Source organism: Alteromonas sp. 5NW40-0090 (assembly GCF_057552975.1).
This window is the reverse complement of the sequence record NZ_BAAJLT010000013.1, coordinates 1-13,263: the sequence shown is the minus strand read 5'-3', so window position 1 is coordinate 13,263 and position 13,263 is coordinate 1. Positions and strand designations below refer to the sequence as shown.

14 protein-coding genes are annotated in these 13,263 nt (G+C 45.2%); 4 read left to right on the top strand and 10 right to left on the bottom strand.

The window, feature by feature from the left end; all coding sequences use genetic code 11:
• Window position 1: 1 nt before the first annotated feature.
• The 8 genes from rpsC to rpsJ are packed head-to-tail and all read right to left on the bottom strand — an operon-like array spanning window position 2 to window position 4,078.
• On the bottom strand, window positions 2–706 hold the full coding sequence (gene rpsC, locus AC27KT_RS15905; RefSeq protein ID WP_014947978.1) for a 30S ribosomal protein S3: 705 nt from the start codon (window positions 704–706) through the stop codon (window positions 2–4).
• A 9-nt stretch (window positions 707–715) separates the two neighbouring features.
• The gene (rplV, locus tag AC27KT_RS15900; RefSeq protein ID WP_014947977.1) at window positions 716–1,048 is read right to left on the bottom strand and encodes a 50S ribosomal protein L22; all 333 of its coding nucleotides are present in this window, start codon (window positions 1,046–1,048) and stop codon (window positions 716–718) included.
• A gap of 11 nt (window positions 1,049–1,059) precedes the next feature.
• Window positions 1,060–1,335: a 30S ribosomal protein S19 gene (gene rpsS / locus AC27KT_RS15895; RefSeq protein WP_012516961.1), complete on the bottom strand. Its 276-nt coding sequence runs from the start codon at window positions 1,333–1,335 to the stop codon at window positions 1,060–1,062.
• 15 nt (window positions 1,336–1,350) lie between these two features.
• On the bottom strand, window positions 1,351–2,175 hold the full coding sequence (gene rplB, locus AC27KT_RS15890; protein ID WP_487131576.1) for a 50S ribosomal protein L2: 825 nt from the start codon (window positions 2,173–2,175) through the stop codon (window positions 1,351–1,353).
• A 14-nt stretch (window positions 2,176–2,189) separates the two neighbouring features.
• Window positions 2,190–2,489, bottom strand: coding sequence for a 50S ribosomal protein L23 (gene rplW / locus AC27KT_RS15885; protein WP_012516959.1), 300 nt, complete (start codon window positions 2,487–2,489; stop codon window positions 2,190–2,192).
• Window positions 2,486–3,091, bottom strand: coding sequence for a 50S ribosomal protein L4 (gene rplD / locus AC27KT_RS15880; protein ID WP_118490523.1), 606 nt, complete (start codon window positions 3,089–3,091; stop codon window positions 2,486–2,488). The genes rplW and rplD overlap by 4 nt, the downstream gene beginning before the upstream one ends.
• Before the next feature lie 18 nt (window positions 3,092–3,109).
• Entirely contained in the window at window positions 3,110–3,748 is a 639-nt protein-coding gene (gene rplC / locus AC27KT_RS15875) for a 50S ribosomal protein L3 (protein ID WP_014947975.1), read from the bottom strand.
• A gap of 18 nt (window positions 3,749–3,766) precedes the next feature.
• Window positions 3,767–4,078 (bottom strand): 30S ribosomal protein S10, encoded by a 312-nt coding sequence (gene rpsJ / locus AC27KT_RS15870; RefSeq protein ID WP_010179497.1) that lies wholly within the window; start codon window positions 4,076–4,078, stop codon window positions 3,767–3,769.
• A gap of 431 nt (window positions 4,079–4,509) precedes the next feature.
• Here rpsJ and AC27KT_RS15865 point away from each other — a divergent pair, with 431 nt between their 5' ends.
• Both AC27KT_RS15865 and AC27KT_RS15860 read left to right on the top strand, forming a co-directional pair.
• A complete protein-coding gene (locus AC27KT_RS15865; protein ID WP_487131573.1) occupies window positions 4,510–6,726 on the top strand; it encodes a GspE/PulE family protein in 2,217 nt (738 codons plus the stop codon).
• Between the two features lie 110 nt (window positions 6,727–6,836).
• On the top strand, window positions 6,837–7,331 hold the full coding sequence (locus AC27KT_RS15860; RefSeq protein ID WP_487131571.1) for an SEL1-like repeat protein: 495 nt from the start codon (window positions 6,837–6,839) through the stop codon (window positions 7,329–7,331).
• A gap of 79 nt (window positions 7,332–7,410) precedes the next feature.
• Here the strand turns inward: AC27KT_RS15860 and acnA are convergent, their stop codons facing one another.
• A complete protein-coding gene (acnA, locus tag AC27KT_RS15855; RefSeq protein WP_487131569.1) occupies window positions 7,411–10,128 on the bottom strand; it encodes an aconitate hydratase AcnA in 2,718 nt (905 codons plus the stop codon).
• 449 nt (window positions 10,129–10,577) lie between these two features.
• On the opposite strand from acnA, the gene AC27KT_RS15850 reads away from it, so the two are divergent.
• Together AC27KT_RS15850 and gpmA are read left to right on the top strand one after the other, a co-directional pair.
• Window positions 10,578–11,069, top strand: coding sequence for a cupin domain-containing protein (locus AC27KT_RS15850; protein WP_487131567.1), 492 nt, complete (start codon window positions 10,578–10,580; stop codon window positions 11,067–11,069).
• Between the two features lie 177 nt (window positions 11,070–11,246).
• A complete protein-coding gene (gene gpmA / locus AC27KT_RS15845) occupies window positions 11,247–11,993 on the top strand; it encodes a 2,3-diphosphoglycerate-dependent phosphoglycerate mutase (RefSeq protein WP_487131565.1) in 747 nt (248 codons plus the stop codon).
• A 66-nt stretch (window positions 11,994–12,059) separates the two neighbouring features.
• Here the strand turns inward: gpmA and AC27KT_RS15840 are convergent, their stop codons facing one another.
• Window positions 12,060–13,061, bottom strand: coding sequence for a branched-chain amino acid aminotransferase (locus AC27KT_RS15840; RefSeq protein ID WP_487131563.1), 1,002 nt, complete (start codon window positions 13,059–13,061; stop codon window positions 12,060–12,062).
• Window positions 13,062–13,263: the final 202 nt, after the last annotated feature.

The window sequence follows — 13,263 nt, the reverse complement described above, 5'->3', positions numbered from 1 at the left end:
ATTAGCCCTCTCGCTTAGCGTTGCGGCCTTTCTTCTTAGGTTGAGCAGCTGGTGCTTGCTCTTGAGTTGTAGGTAGACCACCTAGAACTTCACCTTTGAAGATCCATACTTTAACGCCGATGATACCGTAAGTAGTTGACGCTTCAGAGGTTGCGTAATCGATGTCCGCACGGAAAGTGTGCAGAGGAACGCGACCTTCACGGTACCATTCAGAACGTGCAATCTCTGCACCGCCCAAACGGCCGCTAACTTCAACTTTAATACCTTTCGCGCCTAGACGCATTGCGTTTTGAACTGCGCGCTTCATAGCACGACGGAACATAACACGACGCTCTAGCTGGCTAGAGATGCTGTCAGCTACTAGCTGGCCATCTAGCTCTGGCTTACGTACTTCAGCGATGTTGATCTGAGCTGGCACACCGGCTAGCTTAGATACGTAGTTACGCAACTTCTCTACGTCTTCACCTTTCTTACCGATTACTACGCCTGGACGAGCAGTGTGAATTGTCACACGGATGCTCTTAGCAGGACGCTCGATCACGATTTTAGAAAGTGAAGCGTTCTTTAGTTGCTTAGTCAGATACTGACGTACCTGATGATCGTTATACAGGTTGTCTGCATAGTCTGCAGTATTAGCGTACCAGGTAGAAGTCCATGGTTTGCTGATACCCAGGCGTATACCTGTAGGATGTACCTTCTGTCCCATTATCTACTCCTAGTTATCCGCTACAACCACAGTGATGTGACTGCTGCGCTTGAAGATACGATCAGCACGGCCTTTAGCACGTGGCTTGATACGTTTCATAGTTGGACCTTCGTCAACGAAAACTTTAGACACGCGTAATTCGTCGATGTCTGCGCCTTCGTTGTGCTCTGCGTTAGCAATCGCAGATTCCAATACTTTCTTTACTAGCGCTGCGCTTTTCTTCGGGCTGTACGCAAGAAGCTCAAGAGCTTTCTCAACGTGCATTCCGCGAATTTGATCCGCAACCAAGCGTGCCTTTTGAGCCGACGTGCGGGCAAAACGGTGTTTAGCTAATGCTTCCATCTTCCTACCCCTTAACGTTTAGCTTTCTTATCCGCGACATGGCCGCGGTAAGTACGCGTTGGCGCAAATTCGCCCAACTTGTGGCCGACCATTTCGTCACTAATAATGACAGGTACATGTTGGCGACCGTTATGGACCGCAATGGTCAACCCAATCATATCTGGGATGATCATAGAACGACGAGACCAAGTTTTGATTGGTTTACGTTCGTTCTTTTCCACTGCAGCCTCTACCTTCTTCAGCAAGTGAAGGTCAATAAAAGGACCTTTCTTGAGAGAACGTGGCATGGTGAATCCTCGCTATTACTTGTTTCGACGACGTACGATAAGCTTATCAGTACGCTTGTTGCTTCGGGTTTTCTTACCTTTAGTAGGAACACCCCAAGGAGTTACTGGGTGACGACCGCCTGATGTACGACCTTCACCACCACCGTGTGGGTGATCAACCGGGTTCATGGCAACACCACGAACGGTAGGACGAACACCACGCCAGCGTGTAGCACCAGCTTTACCTAGTGAACGAAGCATGTGCTCTGCATTGCCAACTTCACCGATAGTGGCGCGGCAATCAGATAGAACTTTACGCATTTCGCCAGAGCGTAGACGTAGGGTAACGTAGTTTCCGTCACGTGCTAGGATCTGAGCGTAAGCACCAGCAGAACGTGCGATTTGCGCACCCTTACCAGGCTTCATTTCAATTGCGTGTACAACAGTACCTACAGGGATGTTGCGCATAGGTAGCGTGTTACCAGACTTGATCGGAGCGCCCGAACCAGACTGGATTGCATCACCTGCTTGCATACCCTTAGGAGCCAGAATGTAACGACGTTCACCGTCTGCGTACAATACTAGTGCAATGTTTGCAGAACGGTTTGGATCGTATTCTAAACGCTCAACTTTGGCTGGAATGCCGTCTTTGTTGCGTTTAAAGTCGATTACACGGTAGTGTTGCTTATGACCACCACCAATGTGACGAGTGGTAATACGACCATTGTTGTTACGACCGCCAGATTTGCTGTTCTTTTCAAGCAAAGGTGCGTACGGTGCACCTTTGTGCAGGTCAGGATTTACGACCTGAACAACGTGACGACGACCGGCAGAAGTTGGCTTAGCTTTCAATAATGGCATTTCTAATCCCCTTCTTACTCAGCACCACCGACAAAGTCGATGTCCTGACCTTCTTTAAGAACCACGTAGGCCTTTTTCCAGTCGCTGCGCTTACCGAAAGACATGCCGTGACGCTTGGTTTTACCCTTAACGTTCACAGTACGAACACCTTCAACTTCAACTTCAAACAGTTTTTCAACTGCAGCTTTGATTTCAGCTTTGTTCGCGTCTTTAGCTACTTTAAATACAACTGTGTTGTTCGCTTCAGCTGCCATTGTAGACTTTTCTGAAACGTGAGGTGCTACTAGCACCTTCAGTAGACGTTCTTCTTTCATGCTAACGCCTCCTCAAGTTGTTTAACCGCATCAGCAGTAATTAGCACTTTTTCAAATGCAATCAAGCTCACTGGGTCGATGCCTGCTACGTCACGTACGTCAACTTTGTACAAGTTGCGTGCCGCTAGGAACAAGTTCTCATCAACTTCTGGAGTAACGATTAGAACATCATTTAGTTCATATTCGTTAAGTGCAGAAATAAGAGCTTTAGTCTTAGGTGCGTCAACACCGAACTTCTCTACAACAACCAAACGGTCTTGACGAATTAGTTCAGACAGGATGCTCTTAAGTGCACCGCGATACATTTTCTTGTTAACTTTTTGGTCAAAGTCACGAGGCTTAGCTGCGAAAGCACGGCCACCGCCAACCCAAATTGGGCTACGGATTGTACCAGCACGTGCACGGCCAGTACCTTTTTGACGCCATGGCTTCTTACCGCCACCACGAACTTCAGCGCGAGTTTTCTGCGCTTTTGTACCCTGACGAGCGCCTGCACCGTAAGCTACAACTACCTGGTGTACCAGGGCTTCGTTGAATTCACGTCCAAAGGTCGCTTCGGATACTTCAAGAGCGCTTTGCGCGTCTTTCAATGTTAATTCCATCAGTTCACTCCCCAGACGTTACGCTTTAACAGCCGGCTTTACGATTACATCGTTGCCAGTTGCGCCAGGTACGGCACCTTTAACTAGGATAAGGCCGTTCTCTACGTCAACACGTACAACTTCCAAAGACTGAGTAGTCACTTGCTTGTTACCAAGCTGACCAGCCATTTTCTTGCCTTTGAATACTTTACCTGGTGATTGGTTTTGACCAATTGAACCAGGTGCGCGGTGTGACAAAGAGTTACCGTGTGTCATACGCTGTGAACTAAAGTTCCAGCGTTTGATAGCACCTTGGAAACCTTTACCTTTTGATGTACCAGTTACATCAATCTTTTTAGTGTCGTTAAAGATTTCAACAGTGATTTCACTGCCTACTTCAATATCGGCACCTTCGTTTTCTTCTAGGCGGAATTCTACTAGAGTGCGTCCAGCTTCAACACCAGCTTTAGCAAAGTGACCTGCTTCAGCTTTGTTGATGCGGTTAGCTTTCTTAGTTCCAGCAGTAACCTGAAGAGCGCGATAACCGTCAGTTTCCTCAGTACGAAGCTGAGTAACGCGGTTTGGGGTCGCTTCAATAACAGTCACAGGGATAGACGTACCATCTTCAGTGAAGATGCGAGTCATACCCACTTTACGACCGACTAGACCAATCGCCATTGTTATAACCCTCTCTTATTAGCCCAGGCTGATTTGAACATCAACGCCAGCAGCCAAGTCCAAACGCATCAACGCGTCAACTGTTTTATCAGTTGGCTCGATGATGTCTACCAAACGCTTGTGAGTACGGATTTCATATTGATCACGCGCGTCTTTGTTAACGTGCGGAGAAATCAGAACTGTATAGCGTTCTTTGCGAGTAGGTAGAGGAATAGGACCACTTACCTGAGCACCAGTGCGTTTCGCAGTTTCAACGATTTCAGCCGTAGACTGATCGATCAACTTGTGATCAAACGCTTTCAAACGAATGCGAATTCTTTGATTTGGCATCGATTAAGCTCCAATCGAAAGAACAAAAAAATTCACCCTTTCTCTTCCATTTTGTCCGGAAAGAAAGGATGTGCGTAAACCGATGGTTCCCAATCGGAACCCTGTTCTTTTTTCTAGCACGCCAGCAACAGGCTAATCAGTGATGATGAATCCGTTACTTCGGCAACCACCCTAAAAGCAGTGAGGTTGCGGCTAAAAATTACATGCCCTAATTGGGCAGTGGGCGCGAATTATACAGAAAGCAGAGGGCAATGCAAGAGGCAGTTTGCTTTTTATACACACATTTTTACGCTATAACAGTATATGTAACTGTCTATAAGTAGTATTGTTGCAGTTGAGGTAACAGTATATCTTGATACCCTAGCGTAAAACATGCTTGTAGCGCCCAGAAGCGTAAAGGAATAGGCGCCAATATTTTTAGTAGTGAGAATATGGAAGTAGTAAATAACCAGCAAACTTTTGCACAAATAAAACGCATCTTAAATAACCACTCTACGTTACTAGATGCCTACAGCCTATTAGAACCCATGATACTCGGCTTGTTTGACGCTACTCGCATGAGTATTTTTCAGCGTCGTCGTCAGCATCAGGACTTGGTTGCCCGATTTAAAACAGGCAAGGAGACCCTAGAGATAAAAGTGCCAATTAGCCCCATGTCTATTGCGGGATACGTTGCGCTTTCTCAAAAGCCCGTAGTTATCGACGACCCTTATAATCCTACGCTACTTCAAAGTATTCACCCACGCCTTCGTTTTGCCGACAAGTTCGACAAAGATAACGATTTCAGAACACAAAACATTCTCTGCGTACCAATAATGAACGCTGGTGTATTGATGGGTGTAATTCAAATCATCAACAAAGCAAGCGGCAGCTTTACAGAAGACGACCTTAAGCTTGGCAACGCATTAGCGCTTATTCTTGGCGACAAGTTTAGATTCGAGTTAGGCGGCACTAATAACCCATTTGATCTTCTTGTACATAAGAGTTTGCTGGAAGAAGCAACACTCGCCGATATCCAATCTTCTACGCCAGACATACGCGCTTTAGTACAGCGCCTAGTTTCTGAACACCGAATATCAGAGGATGAAATCGGCAACTCCCTGTCTATTCACTATCAAGTTCCATTCATTCCTTATCTACCCGAAAAGTATCATAGGTTTGAAAATGAAAGTCGCCTGAACGTTTCTTACCTTAAACGAAACTATGTTGCAGTTATCGCCGATGCACATGATAAACCCATTGTGCTAATGGCCGAGCCAAACAATGCTGCGCTCTTAATGGAAATTGAAAGCGCAATGGGCATAGATAGCTACGAAATCGCGGTAAGCTTACCTAACCTTATTCTTCAATACTTGGGGGAGAATAGCGGTGGTGGTGGCCCTGGTGAAATGAGCGATATCCTTGATGAAATAGGCTCATCCACCGACGACAATGAAGATCAGGTTGATGAACTGTCAGACGATGCGCCAGCGGTTGTCCGCTTGGTAAGTCGTATACTTCACGACGCTAAACGTTTAAATGCATCAGACATTCATATAGACCCAGAGAAGAATGCCCCTACTCGTGTGCGCATGCGCGTGGATGGGGTGTGTCGCGATATGAACCAAGTGCCAAACTCACACCATAATGCAGTGATTGCGCGTATAAAGATCATGTCGAATCTTAATATCGCAGAAAAGCGCGTCCCTCAAGACGGTAAACTCGCATTCAGAATGAACGGTAAGCTCGTAGAAGTACGTGTGGCGACCATTCCTACTGTAGCCGGCGAAGGTGTAGTAATGCGTATTTTGGCATCAGGCGGTGCGATGCCAATCGACAAGATGAATTTGGCCCCCACCAACCGTACAAGGTTGGAAGAAATGATTAAAAAGCCCCACGGCATATTACTTGTTGTAGGCCCGACGGGTTCCGGTAAAACCACAACACTTCACGCTATATTGGGATATTTGAATACGCCTGAAAAGAAAATTTGGACAGCTGAGGACCCGGTGGAAATTACCCAACCTGGCCTTCAACAGGTTCAAGTGAGCCCTAAAATTGGCTTCAACTTTGCTGCAGCCTTGCGCGCATTCTTACGTGCCGACCCTGACATTATTCTTATTGGAGAGATGCGTGATAAAGAAACTGCTCATGCAGGCATTGAGGCCTCGTTAACTGGTCACCTAGTACTTTCAACGCTGCATACTAACTCAGCGCCAGAAACCATCACCCGTTTACTTGATTTGGGTCTAGACCCGGTAAATTTCTCAGATGCCTGCGTAGGTATATTAGCCCAGCGACTTATCAGAACCTTATGTGGAAACTGTAAAGAAAAATATGTAGCGGGTGAAAAAGATATGGCGTTTATTGAGCGCCAGTACGGTCAAGAACACCTTTCGGAACTTAATCTCCAAACCCCTCTAGAGCTTTACAGAGCCAAAGGCTGCGAAGAGTGTGGAAATACAGGTTACAAAGGTAGAACAGGTGTGCACGAATTGCTGGGAATGACACCAGAGTTACGCTCAATGGTTTATAAGGAAGCAAGTGTTTCAGAAATGAAATCACAAGCTGCTAAAGATGGCATGCGCACCTTGGTACAGGACGCAATATATAAGGTCATTAAAGGCGATACGGATTTAGCGCAGGTTCAGATTATAGGTGGTGAGTAAACACTAGTTTAGATTCTCATGCTGCGTTATTACCTAATAACCTGTACTTAAATACGGTTTTTTAAAAACGAAGAATATTGTATAAATAAACAAAAAAGGAAGGGACACCAATGAAGAAATTTATCGCAATTGTTACGACTATATCTTGTTTTACTCTCTCTTTACCTGCTATGGCGCAGGTAAAGACTAAAAATCATATTTGGAAGTCAGAGTATCTTTCTACACTGGATTTGGGGTTACATGCGCTCAAAGCAGAAAAATATGATAAAGCGCTAAAGAAGCTCACTGAATCAGCAAAGATGGGAAACAAGGAAGGCCAATACTATCTCGCGCAGATGTACTTCCAGGGCTGGGGCACACCAGTAAATTACGAAGAGGGCTGGCTATGGTTGAGCGTTGCAATGGAACAAAAAACGGCCGAATGGAACCGTTCTTATCGTCAAATTAAAGACGCCCTACCTGAAAATTACATTAAAGCACTAGAACCTTATGTTGAAGAGTATATCGCTTTATATGGTGCAGAAGCACAAGATTTAAGATGTGAAAAGCGTTCGGCTATCGGTTCGCATATAAAAGAAATTATTTGCGAAAAACGTTACTACTAATAGTCAACTAAATTCAAATCAAACTGGGGTAAAGGCTGTGGTGAAAACACAGCCTTTACCGCGTTTTTAAAGTAAATGCTTATTTCTTAAGGTACTCTCGAATAACGTAGTGAAGGATCCCGCCGTTTTCGAAATAAGTAAACTCATTCGATGTATCAATTCTGATATCCATCATAAATGAAGTGGTTTCCCCATCATCGGAAGTAGCTTTGACTTCAACTTCGGTCTGCCCACGTTCAACAGCGTTGATAGAAAAAGACTCATTACCTTTGAGCTCCAGAGAACTCGCACTGTCACCTGACTTAAATTGAAGTGGCAAAATCCCCATTCCAATCAGGTTAGAGCGGTGAATGCGCTCGTAACTCTCGGCTAATACTGCTTTCACCCCCATCAAAGAAGGGCCTTTAGCTGCCCAATCTCGACTTGAGCCAGTACCGTACTCTTTTCCACCAATGACAATGGCTGGTACGCCGTCATCTTTATAGCGCATAGCAGCATGGAAAATAGACATACTATCGCCACTTGGGAAGTGTGTGGTTGCGCTGCCTCTTGTGCCGGGTGCTAACTGGTTTTGAAGACGCACGTTAGCAAACGTCCCTCTCATCATAACCTCGTGGTTACCACGACGCGATCCATAAGAGTTAAAGTCTTTAGGCTCAACCCCTTGGGCCTGCAGGTACTCTCCGGCAGGGCTATCTTCTGCGATGGCGCCGGCTGGAGAAATATGGTCGGTAGTAATCGAATCGCCCACCTTAACCAAGCATCGTGCGTTTTCAATTGCAGTTAGAGCCTCTGGCTCTTTACCCATTACTTCAAAGAAAGGTGGATGCTTAATGTAGGTTGATTCTGGCCAGTCGTAGACTGATGTTTTACTTACCTGCAGTTCATTCCATTCACCGCTTCCTTTAAATACATCTGCATACTTTTCTTTAAACAAATCACCGGTGACGTTTTCCGCTATATATTGCTGAATTTCGTCTTCGGTAGGCCAAATGTCTTTTAGATATACCGGAGAACCATCACTCGCCTTACCTAACGGCTCTTTAGTGATATCTACATTCATGTTTCCAGCCAACGCGTATGCAACAACCAGTGGTGGTGATGCAAGGTAGTTTGCCGCCACATCAGGATGGATACGCCCTTCAAAGTTGCGGTTACCAGATAAAACTGAGGTAACCGTAAGTTTCGCTTTTCTAATGGCGTCGGTAATGGCGTCAGGTAGCGGCCCAGAGTTACCAATACACGTAGTACAGCCGTAGCCAACCAAGTTAAAACCTAGCGCTTCAAGCGGGTCCATAAGACCTGCATCTTCTAGATACTGAGTAACAACCTGAGAGCCGGGTGCTAATGAAGTCTTGACCCACGGCTTACGAGTTAGCCCTTTTTCCGCTGCTTTCTTCGCAAGCAAGCCTGCGCCAACAAGCACTGATGGATTTGACGTGTTAGTACAACTGGTGATAGCAGCGATTACAATAGCGCCATCTTCAAGGTTGAACTTGCTTCCTCTGAACTCCACGAATGAGTCGTGTTCTTCGTCGACCTCATCTGTTGTGCCCAAACCCGCTTCTTCGATGAGATCGGTTTCTTCATCAAGCACTTTCACGTCAATTTGCGAACGATGCCATTCTTTAAATGCTTCTGACGCATTATCAAGGGCAATTCTATCTTGAGGACGCTTAGGTCCAGCTAGTGAAGGAACCACTTCATCTAAGTTAAGTTCCAGGGTCTCATGGTACTGGGCATCTTTTGAATGGTCGTCGTGCCATAGGTGGCTGAATTTCGCATATTCCTCCACAAGGGCAATTTGATCTTCGTCTCGGCCGGTGAGTCGCAGGTAATCTAGCGCTACATCATCAATAGGGAAGATTCCGCAAGTAGCGCCATATTCTGGCGCCATGTTTGCGATGGTAGCACGATCGGCTGTTGTCAGATGTTTAAGACCCGGGCCGTAGAATTCTACAAACTTTCCAACAACGCCATGTTCACGTAGTTGTTGTGCGATAGTTAGCACCATGTCGGTGGCAGTTACGCCAGCAGGTAATTTACCTGAAAGCCTAAAGCCAACCACTTTCGGTAATAACATTGTTACTGGTTGACCCAGCATCGCCGCTTCTGCTTCAATGCCTCCCACACCCCAGCCAAGTACGCCAAGGCCATTAATCATCGTGGTATGCGAATCTGTTCCTACTAGTGTATCTGGGTAAACCAGGGTTTCCCCATCTTGCTCCTTAGTGAATGCGCAACGAGCAAGATACTCTAGGTTAACCTGATGCACGATACCGCGACCTGGGGGAACCACTTTGAAATTGTCAAAGCTAGACTGGCCCCATTTTAGAAATTGATAACGCTCTCTATTTCGCTGGATTTCAATGTCGGTATTCTTTTCAAGCGCATCGTCTTCAGCAAAGTGATCCACCATTACTGAATGGTCAATAACCAGCTCTACTGGATTTAATGGATTAATCGCCTGAGCGTCGCCACCTAAACGATTAACCGCATCGCGCATGGCTGCTAAATCAACAATAGCAGGCACACCCGTAAAATCTTGGAGGATGACGCGTGCGGGCACAAAAGACACTTCGTGATCAACGTGATTATCTGTGTCCCACTTTGCTACTTGCTCAATATCGTTGCTGTTAACAAACTCTTGGTCTTCATGGCGAATCAGGTTTTCCAATAGAATTTTGATACAAAACGGAAGCCTGTCGAGCGCATATTTACTGCCTATACTGTCAAAATTAACCGCTTTGAAGTTCTTGCCGTTTACTTCAAGCTGCGAAAAAGACTTATATGTCATACGCTCACCATCCTTTTTTGCCTGTTCGTGAATATCGTGTACGTTTCAAGTTTACCAACGCAAGAAACGAGCAACGGGTATTGTCCCGTCGCCTTATTTGTCAATTTGTACGGCCTTAACATGAAAAAAAGTTCACCTAGTATTTGTAGTGGCATCTGTTTTTTGGGTGATTTTTTAAAGGGAATCAGAAGTTCGGTTACTAACACAAGCCAAATAGACGAAAGTGCGCCGCACTACTTATAGGTAATTAAGCTTAGCGCACTGTATTGTGACGATATTTCTTTTTAAAATTTCGTGTGTTAACAAAGAACTGGTTGAACAGGTCAATTTACATATATGCAACATTTCTGTTTTCTTATAATTCACCAAACGGTATGCTAACAGTAAGGTTAAACATTAAATGTCTTAATACATGCTTAGGAAGGCTGTGAGATATACAAGCCTTTGCAATGAGCAATAACAATAATAACGAAGTTATCATGACACACCCGCTAGTTAAGAAGTACAACCTTGCGCCTCACCCCGAGGGAGGTTTCTATCGTCAGGTTTTCCGTTCTGAAAACGAAATTAAATCCTTTGTGCACAATGCTAATCGACCCGCACTTACTCATATTTATTTTCTTCTACTAAAGGGACAAGTTAGTCGTTTTCATCGCGTGTTACACGATGAAGTGTGGAATCACTATGAAGGAGCTCCACTACAGTTGTTTCAACTTGAAAAACAACAGCTGTGGGAACGTCGTATTGGTGGGCAAAGCACTGACTATGTTGAAGTAGTCAAGGCGGGAAACTATCAAGCCGCTGCAACTATGGGCGACTACTCTTTAGTGGGTTGCACAGTAGCACCTGGGTTTGACTTCGAAGACTTTAGCTTTATCGAAGAGCCATCAATGCAAGAGTGGATAAAAGTCGCTCATCCAGACCTTGTTCGTTTTATATGATAATTCCCAAACTATAGCGATAAACACACGTCTTACCTGCGATTTTGTACCAGCATAAACTGGATTTTTAAGCGCCAATCAAGGATGATAATGGCAGATTTTTAAATATACGTCTGAACGTCCAATTTCTGGAAATATCTCAGACGATTTCACTCTAACGCCGCAGGTAACCCAACTATGTATAAATTGGTACTTATTCGTCATGGAGAAAGTCAGTGGAACTTGGAAAATCGTTTCACAGGCTGGCACGACGTTGACTTGACCGACACTGGTGTAGCACAAGCAAAGACCGCAGGTCAGCTTCTTAAAGATGCTGGATTTACATTTGATCAGGCTTATACGTCTGTACTTCTTCGCGCAATCAAAACGCTTAATATTGCGCTTGAAGAGATGGGTCAGCATTACCTTCCAGTTGAGCGTCATTGGCGTCTGAACGAGCGTCACTACGGTGCGCTGACAGGTCTAGACAAAGCAGAGACTGCTGCTAAGCATGGTGAAGAACAGGTTAAAATCTGGCGCCGTAGCTTCGACATTCCACCTCCGGCAGTTGAAGATGAAAGCGAGCACTTCCCGGGTCACGATCCACGTTACAACAATGTAGATGCTGATATCTTGCCACGTGGTGAAAGTCTTAAGCTAACTATCGAACGTGTACTGCCATACTGGCACGACGTTATTCGTCCAGACATCCAAGCAGGCAAACGCGTAATTATTGCTGCACACGGCAACAGCCTTCGTGCTCTTGTTAAGTACCTTGATGGTATGTCAGACGAAGAAGTGTTGGGTCTAAACATTCCTACAGGTGTACCACTAGTATACGAACTAGATGAAAACCTTAAGCCAATCTCTAAAGAATATCTTGGCGATGCTGACGCTATCAAAGCAATGATGGATGCAGTCGCAAAACAGGGCAAAGCGAAGTAATCGAGTGCCGTTTTAGATACAAAAAAGCCTGCGTTAGCAGGCTTTTTTAATGGGTGTCTGATTAAACTAGTTTGGCACTTTCACCAACCAATTGTGAGTGTCTTCAGCTTTACCCCATTGGATATCATTTAACGCTTGTCTTAGCTTCATCGTTACAGGACCAGCTTCTCCGTTACCTACCTGATACTCTTTATCATTGTGAATAAAAGTACCTACTGGCGTAAGTACAGCCGCTGTACCAGACAGTGCTGCTTCAGTATTCGGTTTAGCTGAACGCTCTAGTAGTTCGTCTACAGTAATATCGCGTTCGCTTACCTTCATGCCGTGGTCTTCAGCGATTTGAAGAATAGTTGCACGGGTTACACCGTGTAGGAAGCTAGAATCTAAGCCTTTAGTAATGATTTCATCACCATCAATTAGCAGGAAGTTAGCAGCCCCCGTTTCTTGTACATCGCCATTAGGGCAAAACAATATTTGATCAGCCTGAACTTCTGCACGGGCTTTAAGAATAGGAGGCAACGCACTGGCATAATTACCACCGCTTTTTACCATTCCCATGTGCGGTGCGCAGCGCATGCCTGTTTCGTCTAGCAACAAACGAAGTGGCTTTAGGCCGCCTGCAAAGTAATCGCCAACTGGAGATAATAGAACGTACAGCATTGAACTTGCTGATGGTGCTGCCGCTTTACCAATAGACGCTTCCGTTCCGATATGCGTAGGGCGGATATACATAGAACCCGGTGGCTCTGGAACCTCAGACGCGTATTTTGCGACAATATCGATGATCATCTTTTCTACTTGCGCTTTATCTATTTCAGGTAAGTTAAGCAGACGACTACTTTGAGCGAAACGGTCAATATTCTTATCCATTCTGAAAATGTTGATGCTGCCATCTTCGTGCTTAAATGCTTTCAAGCCTTCAAAGCATGTACTTGAATAATGAAGCACGTGTGCACCAGGGTGCAGCTGAATACTATCTGCACTGACAAATTCGGTGTCAGTCCACTTATCGTTGACAAAGGTAGCAAGTGCCATTTGTGGCATGAATACTGTACCGAATACGGCCATTAGTTCGTCCTATTTACTTCGACTAAAATATTATTCGCAAGAGTTTACCAAAAAACCTGCACATTGCTAAAAGTAAGTCGATTCTATTAAGGCTTTTATCGAATAAGAATGTCTAGAAATACTGACAACACAAAAATTATGGGGTCAGAGTCGTGACTCTGACCCCATTTTTGTTTCTTCCAAACGCAAAAAACCCGCCGTG